The sequence below is a fragment of the Pseudomonas sp. NPDC087817 genome (genome assembly GCF_044742875.1).
Classification (GTDB): Bacteria; Pseudomonadota; Gammaproteobacteria; order Pseudomonadales; family Pseudomonadaceae; genus Aquipseudomonas.
Map to the genome: position 1 here is coordinate 1 of NZ_JBIUVJ010000027.1, position 17,039 is coordinate 17,039.

The window sequence follows — 17,039 nt, forward strand, 5'->3', positions numbered from 1 at the left end:
AAACATAACAAAAACGAAAAATAAAACAATCACACAACATTATAACTCAAAATAAACCCTCAAAAATGGCTAAACAGAACAAACACCCAACAGGGACCATCGCGCAGAACAAAAAGGCGCGACACGATTACTTCATCGAACACAAGTTCGAGGCTGGTCTGGTCCTGGCCGGCTGGGAAGTAAAAAGTCTGCGGGCAAGCAAGCTGCAACTGGTCGACAGTTACGTGCTGCTCAAGGATGGCGAAGCGTGGCTGCTCGGCAGTCACATCACGCCTCTGATGACCGCAAGCACCCACGTCATCGCCGACCCGGTGCGCACGCGCAAATTGCTGCTCAACCGCCGCGAGCTGGAAAAGCTTGCGGCGGCCGTGCAGCAAAAGGGTTACGCCTGCGTATGCCTGTCCTGGTATTGGAGCAAGCACATGGTCAAGTGCGAGATTGCTCTGGGCAAGGGCAAGAAGGAATACGACAAGCGTGACACCGAGCGTGAGCGCGATGCCGGTCGTGAGCTGCAGCGTGCCGTGCGCAACAAGGGCAAGGAAGATTAACTCCCTGCCCTGATGCCGCACCTGTGGCGAGGGAGCTTGCTCCCGCTCGCCTGCGCAGCAGGCGCAATCGGTTCTCGCGAACATTAACAAGCGAGAGCCGCTGCGCGCCTCAGCGACAGCCAGCTCCCTCGCCACAATTAATTTGCCACCTCACATCCCCTTGCGCCGCTCCGCCCGAGCCATGCGCTGAACCTCCTGGCGCACCTCTTCCAGCACTTCCTGCACATACAAAATGTGTCGACTGGAGACTTCCCTTGCCTGCTCTGCACGACCTTCGATAATCGCCAGATACAATTCCCGATGCTGAGTGATCAGCATGTCGCGGGTTTCCGTGCGCTGTTTGTACATCCCGCCGATGTTGGTCACGACGTTGCGCTTGAGCAGATCGAACAGCCCGCGAATGGTGTGCAGCAACACGGCGTTATGACTGGCTTCGGCAATCGCCAGATGAAACTTCGCATCCGCCGCGCCCTCCTCCGCCCGACTGACATCGTCGTGACGCGTGTAGCAATCCTGCAGCTCTTCGAATGCGGCTGTCAGACGCTCGCGATCAACATCGGTAGCGCGCAATGCAGCGTAATAGGCGCACGATGCCTCCAGAGTGTGCCGAAATTCCAGCAAGTCACGCTGCGCCTCGGGATTGCTTTCGAGCAATTGCAGAAGAGGATCGCTAAAGGTCGAACCCAGGCTTTCCACCACATAATTGCCGCCGCCCTGGCGACTGACCAGCAGACCCTTGGCCGCCAGTTTTTGAATCGCCTCACGCAGCGACGGACGTGATACGCCAAATTGCTCGGCCAGCGTGCGCTCCGCTGGCAGCCGCTCACCGGACTTCAGCGTGCCTTCGAGAATCATCCCCTCGAGCCGCTCGACAATGTCGTCAGACAAACGGCGCTGACGTATCTGATCAAACCCCATAACTCATTTCTCCACGATCCCGACCGCTCGCCGGGCTCTCTATTCTGGCCTATCGGCGCGCTGTCGACACCTGCCAGAAAACAATCGCCCGACCAGATCAGATGCGTTCTGCACCGCTCATTCGACAAAAGTTTCAGGGCGACAAATTGACACACCGACATCAAGGCTTTTACCCTAGCCAACAGCGATTGTAAATTGGTATTACCAATTATCCAAGAACGAATAAAAAGCCATACCAAAAACAAATAAGTGACACCACATATGCAAACCTGGCAACAGCTCTACAGCCCGCTCGGCAGTCTCGGCGTCTCCGCACTCGCGGCCGTCATCCCCATCGTTTTCTTCTTCCTCGCTTTGGCGGTGTTCCGCCTCAAAGGTCATGTGGCCGGCAGCATCACGCTTGCCTTGTCGATTGCCGTGGCGATCTTCGCGTTCCAGATGCCGGTCGACATGGCGTTCGCCGCAGCCGGGTATGGCTTCGCCTACGGCCTGTGGCCGATTGCGTGGATCATTGTCGCGGCCGTTTTTCTTTACAAACTGACGGTCAAGAGTGGTCAGTTCGAGGTCATTCGCAGTTCGGTACTGTCGATCACTGACGACCAACGCCTGCAAGTGCTGCTGATCGGCTTCTGCTTCGGTGCATTCCTGGAAGGTGCCGCCGGTTTCGGTGCGCCGGTCGCGATTACCGCCGCGCTCCTCGTCGGACTGGGTTTCAACCCGCTGTACGCCGCTGGTCTATGCCTGATCGCCAACACCGCGCCAGTCGCGTTCGGTGCGCTGGGTATTCCGATCATCGTGGCCGGCCAAGTGACTGGCATCGATGCATTCAAGATTGGCGCCATGACCGGTCGTCAGCTACCGCTGCTGTCGCTGTTCGTACCGTTCTGGCTGATATTCATGATGGATGGCCTGCGCGGCGTGCGCGAAACCTGGCCCGCTGCACTGGTCGCAGGCCTGAGCTTCGCCGTGACTCAGTACTTCACGTCGAACTTCATCGGCCCGGAACTGCCGGACATCACCTCGGCGCTGGCCAGCCTGATTTCGCTGACATTGTTCCTGAAGATCTGGCAGCCGAAACGCACCGCAGGCGCGCAAATCGCCGGCGCTACATCCAGCGCTGCGATTACCGCCAGCGTCGGCGGTTTCGGCCAGAAGCGCACCACCGTGGCTTCGCCTTACAGCCTCGGGGAAATTTTCAAAGCATGGTCGCCGTTCCTGATTCTCACCGTGCTGGTGACGATCTGGACGCTGAAGCCTTTCAAAGCGATGTTCGCCGCTGGCGGCTCGATGTATGCGTGGGTGTTCAACTTCGCGATCCCGCACCTTGATCAACTGGTGATCAAGACTGCGCCGATCGTGGCTGCGCCAACTGCGATCCCGGCCGTATTCAAACTCGACCCGATTTCCGCGACCGGCACAGCGATTTTCTTCTCGGCACTTATTTCGATGCTGGTGCTGAAGATCAATTTCAAAATTGGTCTTACCACTTTGAAAGAGACCTTCTACGAACTGCGCTGGCCAATCCTGTCGATCGGCATGGTGCTGGCGTTCGCTTTTGTCACCAACTACTCCGGCATGTCTTCGACCATGGCATTGGTGTTGGCGGGTACTGGTGCAGCGTTTCCGTTCTTCTCGCCGTTTCTCGGCTGGCTGGGCGTGTTCCTCACCGGTTCCGATACTTCGTCGAACGCGCTGTTCAGTTCTTTGCAAGCGACCACCGCGCACCAGATCGGCGTCAACGACACGCTGCTGGTCGCGGCGAACACCAGCGGCGGCGTGACCGGCAAGATGATCTCGCCACAATCGATCGCCGTGGCCTGCGCCGCGACCGGTCTGGTGGGCAAGGAATCGGATCTGTTCCGCTTCACCCTCAAGCACAGCCTATTCTTTGCAACGATTGTCGGTCTGATCACCCTGGCTCAGGCCTACTGGTTCACCGGCATGCTGGTGCACTAAGCCAATAAGAAGCCTACAAGCGACATGGAAAAAACCGACGCCGGTTCGTGATTCCGGCGTCAGCAATTCACACCCGGTCTGTAAGGCTGCTGAAAGCAACGCTCTATATTCAGCAGCCTCAGCGGACGGATAACCGGGACCACCCGGAGACACGCCTGATGAGCGAGCTTTATTACAACGCTGTGCCGAACGCGACCCGCGTTGCACCGCCTCTGCCCGAACCTCGGCAATACCCCAGCGAGAAACCGTCGCGGGTCTACCTGTTCGGCACGTGCGTGGTCGACCTGTTCTACCCCGAAGCCGGAATGGATGCGATCCACTTGCTGGAGCGCGAAGGCATCAAGGTCGAATACCCGCAAGGGCAAAGCTGCTGCGGACAACCGGCCTACACCTCCGGTTACACCGAGCAGGCACGGACCGTGGCGCGCTCGCAACTGGCGCTGTTCGCCGGGGATTATCCGGTGGTGGTGCCGTCGGGCTCCTGCGCGGGCATGTTGCGCGAACATTACGCCGACTTGTTCAAGGACGAGCCGGAAACGTTGAAACAGGTTCAGGCCCTCGCGGCCCGCACCTATGAGTTGGCCGAGTTCCTGCTGTTCGTCTGCAAGGTTCAGCTCAAGGACAGCGGCGCGCCGGTCAAAGTCGCGCTGCACACCTCGTGTTCGGCGCGTCGCGAAATGAATACCCACCTGCACGGCCGCGAATTGTTGGCGCAGTTGAGCAACGTGGAACGGGTCAACCACGACCACGAAAGCGAATGCTGTGGCTTCGGTGGGACATTCAGCGTCCGTATGCCAGACATTTCCGGCGCGATGGTGGCTGACAAGACCAAAGCGCTGAAGGATTCCGGCGCGCATCAAGTGTTGAGCGCCGACTGTGGCTGTTTGATGAACATCAACGGCGCATTGGAGAAACAAAAAGAAGCGCTGCGCGGGCAACATCTCGCCAGCTTTCTGTGGCAACGAACCGGGGGTGCACAATGAGCACCTCGACGATTATTCCTACGGTTGCCGTAGAAGAAGATTTCCGCACCCGGGCCCACAACGCCTTGGGCGATGCGCAGTTACGGAACAACTTCCGCACTGCCATGGATTCACTGATGACCAAACGGGCAGCGGCTTTCAGCGATGCCCACGAAAGAGAACATTTGCGTGCCCTGGGCAACTCGATCAGGGCGCGTGCGCTCTCCAAGTTGCCCGACCTGCTCGAGCAACTGGAACAGAACCTGACCCGCAACGGTGTGACAGTGCACTGGGCGGAGACGGTGGACGAGGCCAATGGCATCGTCCTCTCGATCATCCGCGCTCACGAGGCGCGGCAAGTGATCAAGGGCAAATCGATGGTCAGCGAAGAGATGGAGATGAACCATTTCCTCGAGGCTCAAGGTGTTGAATGCCTGGAGTCCGATATGGGGGAATACATCGTCCAGCTCGACCACGAGAAGCCTTCACACATCATTATGCCGGCGATCCACAAGAATGCCGGTCAGGTCGCGTCCTTGTTCCACGACAAACTTGGCGTGGAGTACACCAAGGACGTTGACCAACTCATTCAAATCGGTCGCAGAGTCCTGCGGCAGAAATTCTTCGAAGCGGACATCGGCGTCTCCGGCGTCAACTTCGCCGTAGCCGAAACCGGCACCCTGCTGCTGGTGGAAAACGAAGGCAACGGGCGCATGACCACCACCGTGCCGCCCGTGCATATCGCCGTCACCGGCATCGAAAAAGTCGTCGAGAACCTGCGCGATGTGGTGCCACTACTATCGCTGCTGACCCGCTCGGCGCTGGGCATTCCGATCACCACCTACGTCAACATGATCTCCGGCCCGCGCAAGGAGCATGAACTCGACGGCCCGCAGGAAGTGCATCTGGTGCTGCTCGACAACGGTCGCAGCCAAGCCTTTGCCGACAGTGAACTGCGCCAGACCCTCAACTGCATTCGCTGCGGCGCGTGCATGAATCATTGCCCGGTCTACACCCGCGTCGGCGGCCACACCTACGGCGAGGTCTATCCGGGTCCGATCGGCAAAATCATCACGCCGCACATGGTCGGTCTGGCCAAGGTTCCGGATCACCCGAGCGCCTCTTCGCTGTGCGGTGCCTGCGGTGAAGTGTGCCCGGTAAAAATTCCTATCCCGGCGATCCTGCGTCGCCTACGTGAAGAGAACGTCAAAGCACCGGACAGCCCACATCAAGTAATACGCGGCCAGGGCAGCAAGTATTCGCGCAAGGAGCGTTTCATCTGGAACGCCTGGGCCAGGCTCAACAGCTCGCCGACCTTGTATCGATTGTTCGGCTTCTTCGCCACGCGCCTGCGCGCCCTGACGCCAGGCAACATTGGCCCGTGGACGCAGAACCACAGTGCGCCGAAACCCGCCGCCCGCTCGTTGCATGACATGGCCCGCGAGCATCTGGCCAAACAGGGAGATCGCAAATGAGCGCCAAGCAAAATATCCTCGGAAAACTGCGGAAAAGTCTGACCGGCGCCACGCCGATCTCCGACGACTTCAATGTCGATCTGGTAACGCAGCCTTACACCTACAGCGCCGAACAACGTATCCCGCAACTGCGCAAACTGATGGAAGCGGTACACACCGAAATCCATCTGACCTCTGATAAAGAATGGCCGGCACTGCTCGCGCAATTGCTGCGCGACCGCCAGCTGCCAAGCCTGCTCATCGCGCCGACTACAGCGCATGGGCAACAAATCACACAGCATTGGGCGAACAATCCTGATCTGCCAGCACTGAAATCCTACGACCGGCCGATGGAAGAATGGAAAGCCGAGCTGTTCAACGACACTCCTGCCAGCCTCACCGGCACCCTCGGCGCCATCGCCGCCACCGGCAGCCTGATTCTGTGGCCAAACCGTGAAGAACCAAGGCTGATGAGTCTGGTGCCGCCTGTGCATTTCGCCCTGCTCAAGGCCAGCGAAATCCGCGACAACTTCTATCAGGTGCAACAGGAATTCGAGTGGGCACAAGGCATGCCGACCAACGCGCTGCTGGTGTCCGGCCCGTCGAAAACCGCTGACATCGAACAAGTGCTGGCCTACGGCGCCCACGGTCCGAAAGACCTCGTGGTTCTGATTCTGGAGGACCAATGACGTTACCGGCGACTTTCCTGCGCGATGCGCAACAACTGATTCCGGCCGACCGCCGCTTTGACGATCCGTTATCGACGCTGGCGTTCGGCACTGACGCGAGTTTTTATCGACTGATCCCGAAACTGGTGATCCGCGTCGAGTCCGAGGACGAAGTGGTGGCATTGCTGCAACTGGCCCAACGCGATCAGGTCGCGGTGACCTTCCGTGCGGCGGGCACCAGCCTGTCGGGTCAAGCGATCAGCGATTCCGTTTTGATTGTGCTTGGGGATAACTGGAACGCGCGCGAGATTCGCGGCCAAGGCACGCAAATCCGCCTGCAACCGGGGGTCATCGGCGCGCAGGCCAACGCGTGGCTGGCACCTTTCGGGCGCAAGATCGGCCCGGACCCGGCCTCGATCAATGCCTGCAAAATCGGCGGCATCGTCGCCAACAACGCCAGCGGCATGTGCTGCGGCACCGCGCAGAATACCTATCACACGTTGGCGGGCATTCGCTTGGTACTGGCCGACGGCACACGCCTGGACACCGAAGACGCCGCCAGTGTCGCGGCATTTCGCTCAAGCCATGGCGATCTGCTCGAACGTTTGGCGACGCTGGGCCGCGAGACCCGCGCCAATGCCAAACTGGCTGCGCGAATCCGCCACAAATATCGTCTGAAAAATACCACCGGTCTGTCGCTCAACGCGCTGGTGGATTTCGACGAGCCTGTGGATATCTTGAGCCACTTGCTGGTCGGCTCTGAAGGCACGCTCGGCTTCATCAGCGCGGTAACTTACGACACGGTAATCGACCACCCGAACAAGGCGTCGGCACTGATCGTGTTCCCGGATGTGGAGACCTGCTGCAACGCGGTCACCGTGCTGAAAAGCCAACCGGTGTCCGCCGTAGAGCTGCTGGATCGCCGCAGCTTGCGTTCGGTGCAAGACAAACCGGGCATGCCCGCTTTCGTACAACAGTTGTCGAATAATGCCTGCGCGTTGCTCATCGAATCCCGCGCTGCGTCTTCCACTTTGCTGCAGGAACAACTGGCGCAGATCATGGCGTCGCTCAGTGGCTTCCCGGTGGAAAAGCAGGTCGACTTCACCGAAGACCCTGCCGAGAACGCCAAGCTTTGGGCGATCCGCAAGGACACCTTCCCCGCCGTCGGCGCTGTGCGTAAAACCGGCACCACGGTGATCATCGAAGACGTGACCTTTCCGGTCGAGCAACTGGCCATCGGCGTTAACCGCTTGATCGAGTTGTTCGACAAACACTCCTACGACGAAGCGATCCTTTTCGGACACGCGCTGGAAGGCAATCTGCACTTTGTCTTCACCCAAGGCTTCAACAGCGCGGAAGAAGTCGCACGCTATCAAGCGTTCATGGACGATGTGGCGCAGTTGGTGGCGGTGGAATTCGGCGGTTCACTCAAGGCTGAACACGGTACCGGACGCAACATGGCGCCCTTCGTAGAGCTGGAATGGGGCAGCGACGCCTATCAATTGATGTGGCAGCTCAAACGCCTCCTCGACCCGAAAGGCATCCTCAACCCGGACGTGGTGCTCAGCGAAGATCCGCAGATTCACCTCAAGCATCTGAAACCATTGCCGGCAGCCGACGAGATTGTCGACAAGTGCATCGAGTGTGGTTTCTGCGAACCGGTCTGCCCGTCGAAAGGACTGACCCTCAGCCCGCGCCAGCGCATAGTGATCTGGCGCGACATTCAGGCGAAAAAACGCGCCGGCGTCGACACCAGCGAACTGGAAAAAGCCTACGAATACCAAGGCATCGACACCTGCGCCGCGACCGGGTTGTGCGCGCAACGCTGCCCTGTAGGCATCAATACCGGCGACCTGGTGAAAAAGCTCCGTGGCCGACACGCAACGCATCAGAAAACTGCTGACTGGATTGAAGGAAACTTCGCCAAGACCCTGCAAGGCGCGCGCTTCACCCTGCATGTCGCCAATGGCGCACGGATGCTGCTGGGCGCGCCGCGTCTGGCCAGGCTCTCGGCGACGCTGACGCGATTGTCCAAAGGCCAGGTGCCGCTGTGGACCAACGCAATGCCGCAACCGGAAAAAGCCATTCGCTTCAGCCCGAGTGTGTCCGATGAGCGCCCGCGCGTGATCTATCTGGCGGCGTGCGTATCGCGGGTCATGGGCCCGGCGGCGGGTGACAAGGAGCAGATGTCGCTGTACGACAAAACCCGTGGCCTGCTGGAAAAGGCCGGTTACCAAGTGGTCTTCCCGGACAATCAGGACAACCTCTGCTGCGGTCAGCCCTTCGCCTCCAAAGGCTATGCAGAACAGGCCGAGCACAAGCGTCAGGAGTTGATCAGCGCGCTTCTGCACGCCAGTCGCGGCGGGCTCGATCCGATCTACTGCGACACCAGCCCATGCACCTTGCGCCTGGTGCAGGACGTGGGAGATGTGCGCCTGGACCTGTACGACCCCGTGCGTTTCATTCGTACGCACCTTCTTGATCGACTGGATTTCACCCCACAGGACGCGCCGATTGCGGTGCATGTGACCTGCAGCACTCAGCACCTGGGTGAGAGCCAGGCGCTGATCGATCTGGCGCGCAAGTGCAGCAAAAACGTGGTGATTCCGGAGGGTATTCATTGCTGCGGGTTTGCCGGCGACAAGGGCTTTACCACGCCGGAACTGAACAGCCACTCGCTGCGCACACTGAAGGACGCGGTGCAGCATTGCAGCGAAGGGATTTCCACCAGCCGCACGTGCGAAATCGGCCTGACCCAGCATGGCGGGATCGACTATCACGGTCTGGTTTATCTGGTAGATCGGGTGACTCAGGCAAAGGCCTGCTGAAGAAAAACAGAACCCCTGCGCGAGACGGCAGTCCACAGAACAGGCCCCGAACACTCGGGGCTTGTCCTCTTTTCGGTGGCCTGCTGTCACGGTCGGCGAAGTGTGGACTCCTCGGTGCAAGGAGATACTCATGAAGCGTTCTGTACTGTTAGGTCTTTTCGTTACGGCCTCGATAATGGCCTCTTCTTCCTTCGCCGCTGACAAGCCAGAGAGCTTGTGCGAGGCGAATTTGCAGACAATCGACAACGCCAAGGCGCAGTACCAGACGTCGCCGGATCTGAATTCGCGCGTCTCGGCCAGTGTGAGCAAAGCCCGGGCCCTGAAAGCCCAAGGCAAGATCGACGAATGTCTGGCGGAAACCCAGCAAATCATTCTGGAAATCCAGAAAACCACCGGCAACACCAACAAATAATCCAGGAGCCGACTAGTCTTTGAATCGGCCTGACCGGTTTGGGGTGATGATTCGTGCGTTTCATACCCGCTGTAAAAAAAACCGAATTCCTGTGTGTCGTCGCGGTCGATTGATCAGGCCCGATACGAACGCGGCCTGTTACGACCTCGGCATCGCCGCCAGATCGTCCGGCAGCACCGAGACCAACCGTTCAAGGAGATACCCATGAAGCATTCTGCAATTGCTGGATTGTTCATCGCTGGTGCCCTGCTGACGTCGCCGGTGTTTGCGGCAGACAAAGACCTTTGTGCCGGGAATCTTCAAACCATCAAGGACTTCGTCACCAGCCAGCCGTCCATTCCTGAAACGTCCATGAACAACGTCAAGGAAGCTCAGGAAAAAGCCGAAGCGGCTCAAGCGGCCGGTAATGACAAGGATTGCGTAGAGGTCACCTCAGCCCTGATCACCAAAATGCAGATTCGCAATCCGACGCGCAACTGAAACACCACAAGGCCAACCTTCGGGTTGGCCTTCCCACGTCGTTTGGCGTACACTGCGCAGGCTTGTTGCTCATCAAGATGTACAGAGCAATGAGTTCGGGGCCGTTTAGGATTCGACGCCGGTTGCGAAACTTTAGGTGCATGCCGACTTGGTAACAGAAGTCGTAAATCCACTGTTGCAACTACTTATAGTTGCCAATGACGACCAATACGGTGTTGCTCTCGCTGCTTAATTGCAGCTGACAATGCTCCTGGTACCTTCGGGTCCAGCAATCATCAGGGGATGTCTGTAAACCCAAAATGATTGTCATATAGAACAGAATCGCCGTGCAGTACGTTGTGGACGAAGCGGCTAAAACTTACACAACTCGCCCAAAGCACCCTGCCCGTCGGGTCGCTGAGGGTTAACTTAATAGACACGGCTACGCATGTAGTACCGACAGCGGAGTACTGGCGGACGGGGGTTCAAATCCCCCCGGCTCCACCAACTCTCAACGACAAAGCCCGCCCAGTGCGGGCTTTGTCGCATCTGGAGATCCTGCAACATCCGCTTGGCTGGCATCCTGCTCTTGAGACCGGCGCCCAAGCCTGATCAACCGCACAGTTGGACGCACGCACGGCTGCGGATCTATCCTTCGGGGCACATCGCCAATTACCCAAGGAAGCCCATGAACATCTGGCTCGGCGCAGCACTGGCAACTTTCCTTTCACTGTCTGCCCACGCTGCCACCACCGACGTCCCACCGCGGGTCCAGCAAGTCGTCTACAAAAGCGGCTATGGCAGCGTGCAGTTCAAGCAATCGATCAAAGGCTCTAAAACGGCGGAGTACAAACTCAACGCCAAGGCCGGGCAGGTCCTGACCGTGGACTTCAAACCCTCCAACAGCTCCGCTTATTTCAATATCACCGCCAAAGGCGCCGATTACGCGCTGTTCAACGGTTCGATCATGGGCAATCACTTCATCGGTTCGTTGCCCGCCGATGGCGATTACACGGTGCAGGTCTATCTCATGCGCAACGCCGCCCGGCGCAATGAAGTGGCCAACTACGAGATTTCGCTGATCCTCGCCAACGGCGACGCTGTGGATAACAAAACACCGTTCGAGCAAAACCTGACGTTGCAGGGCATCGACTTTCATGTGAAAGCGGATCAGGTCGATGGCAAGCCGGCAGTGCGCATCGAGCCCAAAGGCCTGGAAATCGACAACTCGGCGATCACCCACGCGCTCAACGGCAGCATCGTCCGCGCCGAAGTCGCCGATCTCAATAACGATGGCTCGCCCGAGGTCTATATCTCTACACACTCTCCCGGTCGCGGTATGCCGGGTGAACTGATCGCCTACTCCGCCAACCGGAAAAAATCCCTGAGCGAAATCTATCTGCCGCCAATCAGTGAAAATCCAAAAGCGGCCGAGGGGTATCAGGGCGAGGATGCGTTTGCGGTGGTGGAGAACACGCTCGTGCAGCGCTTCCCGGTGTACGACAGCGCCGACGCGGCTGCGGGTCGGACGGGGAAAATGCGCCAGATCCAGTACAAACTGGTGGCGGGAGAGGCAGGGTGGGTTTTGCGTGAAGAGAAAATAGAGGATTAGTCAGCCCGGAGTGAATCCGGGATGACACTATCCCCTCTTCTACCAGGACAACGCCTGTGCAACCTGATCCGCTTCAGTCCTGGATCGGCCACTGTCCGTCACAGGAGCCCGTAAAATCGACCGCTGCTCTTTACGATCGACAATCCAGAACGCCATCTTCGTCGGTATTTTGTCAGGGATGCCGGTAAGCGGATTGACCTTGGTGGCGTCGGTTTCACCAGGCAAAGCCGTCACATCGAACTCCCACTTGTGGCCGGTGGGCTTGGCGTCCCCCGGTGTCGCGGACCTGGGTGAAAAACCGCTCTTGTGAATATTGCCGGCCTGCAGGCCAAGGGTTGTCGACAGGAAGGAACGCAGCGTCGATTCCAGTTCCTGATCGGAGGACTGAGGCAGTCCCACCGTGACGCCGAGTTGTGCCCCGTTCTGCAGATTGTCGTAATAGAACCGACCATGCGTGTCCAGTCGCAACCGGTAGTCACCCACGCGCAAGGGCAGATGCGTGCCTTGGCGGCGGTTGACGAAGGCATTTTCGTCCTTCGGTACTGACCAGCCCAGCGTCGCATCACTTTCCTGCCATTCGATGAACTGGCGGTTCAGCACCACGGCTTCGTCGTTTCGGCCCTGCCGATAGGCGATGTCGGCGGCGTAATCCAGCGCACTGCGGTAGAGCAGTTCATCGACGAGGGCGCTCTCCCAGGCCGGCACGGCCAAACCCAGCGCACGGCGAGCGGCGTCGAGGTTGCCACGTCGATATTGAGACAGGCCAATGCAGGTCTGCATACGCGCGATCTCGTCCGGGAAGTACGCATCGGGCAACGCCTGCTCCGCAAGTACCGCCGCTTTGTTCACGCCGTCAGGCAGCGACGCGGCTATTTCGATATCCCTGATCTGCTGTTCAAGCGGCCGTTCGCGAAACAGCGGCGGCGCGCTAGGCCATTGCAATGCAGCAAACAGTTGCTGCATTTGCGCGGTGGCCAGGGCCTCGTCGTGCAGTCCGAAGGTGATGTCGATGTCGATGCGCCAGTCGCCGCGGAACGCCAGCCAATGAACATTCATGCAAGCCTGGTCTTTACACAGAGATTCATCTGCGCGTTTAAAGGAAGTCAGACCGTCGAAAGACAGATCGGGCATTGCCGCTTCGAGTGCGGTGGGCTTGTGTCGCTGACGATACGCTTCTTGCTGTTCTTGTCGCTCGGCTTCGCCCTGCTTGCGTTGAGCTTCGTCATAGGAGAGCGCAATCTCGGCATTCAACGGGCCGTTCGGCAACGCCTGTGTATAAACAACGATGCTGTTGAAATCACGTTTGGCCGCCGGCTCGAATTTGGTCAGGTTCCACTGCCCCACCGTGAGGGGCATCGAGAAGTCAGCGAGGCTGTATCGCAAGCGCGGCTCCAGCGCAGACAAGCGCCAGAGAGCGGGATCAGGGCTGGTGACGGCAAACAGTTTTTCTTGCAGGCGTGCGACCTGATCTTTTTCGCCCGCCATGATGCTCGCTTTAATCGCCCGGCCCAGCATGCCAATGCTCCGGGCGTCGCGCTTGACAGGCCTGCCGCTACTGGTGGTTTGCTGCTCCCAGTAGGCAATCTGCTCTTCTGCGGCGCTGCGGGCCTCGTCGTATCGAGCCTGTTTGTACAGCAGATCTACCAGCAGCTCGCCCGCGTCCAGTTCGGTGAAATCGAAACCACCGCTTTTGCGACCGGCCACCATGGCCGCTCGGGCAATTTCCGTGGCCTGCGCCAGAGAGCCTTCCTTGTCCAGACGTTGCGCTTCGTGCATCAGCCCGGCCGGGGTTGGCGCCTGTGTCTGGGCTTGTACCGATGGCACCGCGCACACAGCCATGCCGGATGAAAGCAGAAGGGTGACAGTGAGGCGCGCGCATTGGCGTCGTAGTGAACGCTGTCGATTCAACATGCTTTCTACTCCTTGTAGAGAAATCTTCCGGATGTGGCGACGCGTGTTCTATATCAGAGAGGACTTGGCCATGACTGTCGCTAAAAGAGCGAGGCCCGCCGATAGAACGTCGCGCACATTAGTTCTCCTGCAAAACATTATCAAACCGGATTTTGGTTTTGTTCGCGTAACGGGCAATCGCACTCACTGAACACAGGCACCGCAAGCGACGAACCCGGCGACACCTGAAATGGCTGAGAGAAGCCATCGCTTCCTACATTTCACGTCCTAGGAAATTTCCCGCAATACGCGTCGACTTTGATGAACTGGTGAACAGTTTTTCGCGGCGCTACCCTCCCTGACTCGCTGCCCTCCAGCGGACGGTTTGACAGACCGCCCCCGCAGAGATTGTTCACTCCACGGAGCTACGTCATGAAAAAGATCACCCGACTTTCCCTTGTAGGTCCGGCATCCGCCGACACCCAAACGCCCGGCCAGCAAACGCACGCCAGCACCACCGGCTCAACTGCTCGAAAACCTCGCCGTAGCATCCCGCTCAAGCAGATGTTCAGCGTGCGCGACGATGTCGACACGATCACTCTGCTCTCGCACGCCAGTGATCTTCTCGATTCCCTCACGCAGATCAGCGCAAACTTTGTCGATGAATGCGACGGATCCCAACGCCATATCGCGGTGGCGATCAGGCAACTGAGCGCGTTGGCCGAGATTGTGGTCTGTCGCGCACGGGACCAGGTTGTGCAACAGGCATCGCCTGACGCGTCCGGCCCTGAAGTTCGCCATTAACGGATCGAATCAGCACTGACCGCCCCGTCGCCCGGGCAGTCCATCGAGATGAATTTTTCTTCACTGCCGGGCTTTTGCCAAACCGGTACAGTCCGCTCGCTCATTCAAGAAACTACGGTTCGCCCGCGGCTCTCCCGCGGGCTTTTTTTTGCCTGCCGATTGGCGTCGAAGCGGTAGACGAGCGTGTCCTGTACGGCATGACGTTGCGAATGCCGAGCCTGTGGATGAACGCTGAGCAGCACAAAACCCGCCATTTCGGCCAGTGCTGGCTAGCGGTCTGGCCAAGACGGTTTGTATTTTCTGCCGTCGCGGGCAATTCTGTCCTTTGATTCCCCTGACCGGAGCGCCCGATGCCGCTGTTGACCCTGCCCTGCCAACGCCTGACGCTCGCCATTCTTGACCCGGATCAGGCGAAACTGGAAAGCGATTTCTACCAACGCAACCGTCGACACCTCGCGCCGTGGTCACCGATCCGCACCACTGACTATTTTTCCACCGAGCAGATTCACCGCCGCCTCGATATCCAGGCCAGCGCTTTCGAAGCCGGGTTGGCGATGCATTTCGCCCTGTTGACGCCCGATGGCCAGCAGATGATCGGCGCATGCAATTTCAGCGGGATCATTCGCGGCGCGTTTCAGGCGTGCTATCTGGGTTATCACATCGACGAAGCGCATCAGGGTCAGGGTTTGATGCAGGAAGCCCTGGAGGCTGGCATCGACTGCATGTTCGACACTCAGAACCTGCACCGGATCATGGCCAATTACATTCCCGGCAACGAACGCAGTGCCCGGTTGCTGGAGCGACTGGGCTTCGAACAAGAGGGTTACGCCAAAGCGTATCTGAACATTGCCGGGCGCTGGCAGGATCATGTGCTGACGGCGTTGGTCAATCAGGCGTTCGAAGCGCCGGATCAGCGTTGGTCGCGCCGCCTGGGCTGACATTCACAATTTGTTCAGCAAAGGCGATTTATGCTCAGGTCTCCTGCCCTTTCCGGTTGCCTGAAACCTATGTCGCGTGCCGCCACTTCACTGTTTCTGCTTGCTGCCCTGCTGTTTTTCTTCGCGTTGGGCAATCATCAATTGCAAGGCTCCACCGAAGCCCGCGTTGCCGGGATCGCCATGGAGATGCATCTGGACGATGACTGGGTGACGCCCCGTCTGTTCGGCGAACCCTTTCTGGAAAAACCACCGCTGAGTTTGTGGCTCGACGCCAGCGCCCTGCGCGTGTTCGGCGTTTCGCCGTGGGCGGTGCGGCTGGCGTCGGCGGTGGCCGGGCTGCTCAGCGTGATGCTGTTGTACGGCATGTTGCGGCGTTTCGAACGCCCGAAAGCGATCGCCTGGACCGCAGGAATTCTGCTGGCGACGATGGCCAGCTACTGGAGCAACGTGCGTGGGGTCGGCGAGGATGCGCTGCTCGCCCTCGGCGTGACGGCGGCGCTGTTGGGTTTTTTCCAGGCGCAACGCGCATCGACGGCCGGCAGTTCACTGCTGTTTGTCGTCGGGATCGCCATCGCCACGCTGAGTAAAGGCGTGCTGGGGCTGGCGATGCCGGGGGTGGTGATCTTCGCTTATCTGCTGGCGGATAACCTGATCGACAAACGCCTGAAGCTCGGTGCCTGGCTGCGCCCGGGATTGCTCACCGTGGTCGGTCTGATTCCGTTGCTGATCTGGCTGGCCGTGCTGTATCAGCACGGTGGAGTGCAAGCCGTCAGAGAAGTGTTGCTGACCAACAGTGTCGGGCGCTTCAGCGGATCGTTCGTCGAAGCCGGTCACTACGAGCCGTTCTATTACTATTTGGCCAAACTGCCCGAAGCGTTCCTGCCGTGGAACATTCTGGTGTATCTGGGGCTATGGCATTTCCGCAAAGCGCTGAAGGCCAACCGTTACCTGCTGTTTTTCAGCCTGTGGATCGTTGCGCAATTCATCATGCTGACTCTGGCATCGAGCAAGCGCACGGTGTACCTGATGTCGATGACACCGGCGGCGGCGGTGATTGCTGCGGAGTATGCGTGGGTACTGTTCGAGCGATTGAAGGGGTATGAAAACGCCAATCGGTTTGTCGGAAGAATCGCCCGTCATCGTCAGGCGTTGGCAGCGGGCGTACTGACCTTGGTGATCGCAAGCTATCTGGGCGCCGCGCAATGGGCGTTGCCGCACGCGGATAAAAAGCTCTCGTTCCTGCCGCTGACCGAACACATTCAGACGCTGCAAGCCGAAGGGCATCAAGTGGCATTGTTTCAAGCCAATGAGCGGGTTGGCGGGGCGAGCGTTTTCTATACGCAGCAGGTGCTCAGGGGGCTGGATACTGACGCGCAGCTACGGGACTACCTCAGTGCATCGACATCGAACGTGGCGCTGATGGCCGGTGACAGCATCCCCGCCGCACCGCTCAAAGTGCTCAACACCTTGATGGTCGGTCGACAGGCGTATTACTTCGTCAGCTACTAAACGCTCTGAACAGTGTGGCGAGGGAGCTTGCTCCCGCTGGGTCGCGAAGCGGCCCTTCTTTCAAAGCAGGGCCTGCTACGC

The 17,039-nt window shown here is 58.9% G+C and carries 14 protein-coding genes and 1 other RNA gene; 13 read left to right on the forward strand and 2 right to left on the reverse strand.

Translation table 11 applies throughout. From position 1 onward, the window contains the following. Nucleotides 1-65: 65 nt before the first annotated feature. Nucleotides 66-548 (forward strand): SsrA-binding protein SmpB, encoded by a 483-nt coding sequence (smpB, locus tag ACIONG_RS17695; protein WP_401301470.1) that lies wholly within the window; start codon nucleotides 66-68, stop codon nucleotides 546-548. A gap of 150 nt (nucleotides 549-698) precedes the next feature. Here the strand turns inward: smpB and ACIONG_RS17700 are convergent, their stop codons facing one another. Next, the gene (locus ACIONG_RS17700) at nucleotides 699-1,466 is read right to left on the reverse strand and encodes an FCD domain-containing protein (protein WP_103303218.1); all 768 of its coding nucleotides are present in this window, start codon (nucleotides 1,464-1,466) and stop codon (nucleotides 699-701) included. Between the two features lie 261 nt (nucleotides 1,467-1,727). Here ACIONG_RS17700 and ACIONG_RS17705 point away from each other — a divergent pair, with 261 nt between their 5' ends. The 9 genes from ACIONG_RS17705 to ACIONG_RS17745 all read left to right on the forward strand — a co-directional run bounded on the left by ACIONG_RS17705 (nucleotide 1,728) and on the right by ACIONG_RS17745 (nucleotide 11,817). Continuing rightward, nucleotides 1,728-3,422 carry a lactate permease LctP family transporter gene (locus ACIONG_RS17705; protein WP_103303219.1) on the forward strand — a complete coding sequence of 565 codons (1,695 nt, stop codon included), beginning with the start codon at nucleotides 1,728-1,730 and terminating at the stop codon, nucleotides 3,420-3,422. Nucleotides 3,423-3,580: 158 nt separating this feature from the next. Beyond that, nucleotides 3,581-4,405 carry a (Fe-S)-binding protein gene (locus ACIONG_RS17710; RefSeq protein WP_401301475.1) on the forward strand — a complete coding sequence of 275 codons (825 nt, stop codon included), beginning with the start codon at nucleotides 3,581-3,583 and terminating at the stop codon, nucleotides 4,403-4,405. Continuing rightward, complete coding sequence (locus ACIONG_RS17715; RefSeq protein WP_401301478.1) at nucleotides 4,402-5,859, forward strand: LutB/LldF family L-lactate oxidation iron-sulfur protein; 1,458 nt, start codon at nucleotides 4,402-4,404, stop codon at nucleotides 5,857-5,859. Before ACIONG_RS17710 ends, ACIONG_RS17715 begins: the two co-directional genes overlap by 4 nt. Next, complete coding sequence (locus ACIONG_RS17720) at nucleotides 5,856-6,527, forward strand: lactate utilization protein C (RefSeq protein ID WP_401301481.1); 672 nt, start codon at nucleotides 5,856-5,858, stop codon at nucleotides 6,525-6,527. The genes ACIONG_RS17715 and ACIONG_RS17720 overlap by 4 nt, the downstream gene beginning before the upstream one ends. Continuing rightward, nucleotides 6,524-9,334 (forward strand): FAD-binding and (Fe-S)-binding domain-containing protein, encoded by a 2,811-nt coding sequence (locus ACIONG_RS17725; RefSeq protein ID WP_401301484.1) that lies wholly within the window; start codon nucleotides 6,524-6,526, stop codon nucleotides 9,332-9,334. Before ACIONG_RS17720 ends, ACIONG_RS17725 begins: the two co-directional genes overlap by 4 nt. A gap of 130 nt (nucleotides 9,335-9,464) precedes the next feature. Beyond that, on the forward strand, nucleotides 9,465-9,746 hold the full coding sequence (locus ACIONG_RS17730) for a hypothetical protein (RefSeq protein WP_103303224.1): 282 nt from the start codon (nucleotides 9,465-9,467) through the stop codon (nucleotides 9,744-9,746). A gap of 204 nt (nucleotides 9,747-9,950) precedes the next feature. Next, nucleotides 9,951-10,226: a hypothetical protein gene (locus tag ACIONG_RS17735; protein WP_103303225.1), complete on the forward strand. Its 276-nt coding sequence runs from the start codon at nucleotides 9,951-9,953 to the stop codon at nucleotides 10,224-10,226. Between the two features lie 97 nt (nucleotides 10,227-10,323). Next, nucleotides 10,324-10,712: a transfer-messenger RNA gene (ssrA, locus tag ACIONG_RS17740) on the forward strand. A gap of 181 nt (nucleotides 10,713-10,893) precedes the next feature. Continuing rightward, nucleotides 10,894-11,817, forward strand: coding sequence for a hypothetical protein (locus tag ACIONG_RS17745; RefSeq protein ID WP_401301489.1), 924 nt, complete (start codon nucleotides 10,894-10,896; stop codon nucleotides 11,815-11,817). 39 nt (nucleotides 11,818-11,856) lie between these two features. Here ACIONG_RS17745 and ACIONG_RS17750 read toward each other — a convergent pair whose 3' ends face one another. After that, on the reverse strand, nucleotides 11,857-13,728 hold the full coding sequence (locus tag ACIONG_RS17750) for a hypothetical protein (protein WP_401301492.1): 1,872 nt from the start codon (nucleotides 13,726-13,728) through the stop codon (nucleotides 11,857-11,859). Nucleotides 13,729-14,139: 411 nt separating this feature from the next. Between ACIONG_RS17750 and ACIONG_RS17755 the strand changes: the two genes are divergently transcribed. From ACIONG_RS17755 to ACIONG_RS17765, 3 genes are all read left to right on the forward strand, one after another. Next, nucleotides 14,140-14,511, forward strand: a complete 372-nt coding sequence (locus ACIONG_RS17755) for a DUF6124 family protein (protein ID WP_103303241.1) — start codon at nucleotides 14,140-14,142, stop codon at nucleotides 14,509-14,511. Between the two features lie 350 nt (nucleotides 14,512-14,861). Beyond that, nucleotides 14,862-15,449: a ribosomal protein S5-alanine N-acetyltransferase gene (gene rimJ / locus ACIONG_RS17760; protein WP_401301495.1), complete on the forward strand. Its 588-nt coding sequence runs from the start codon at nucleotides 14,862-14,864 to the stop codon at nucleotides 15,447-15,449. A 30-nt stretch (nucleotides 15,450-15,479) separates the two neighbouring features. Further along, a complete protein-coding gene (locus ACIONG_RS17765; RefSeq protein WP_401301498.1) occupies nucleotides 15,480-16,958 on the forward strand; it encodes an ArnT family glycosyltransferase in 1,479 nt (492 codons plus the stop codon). Nucleotides 16,959-17,039 lie beyond the last annotated feature (81 nt).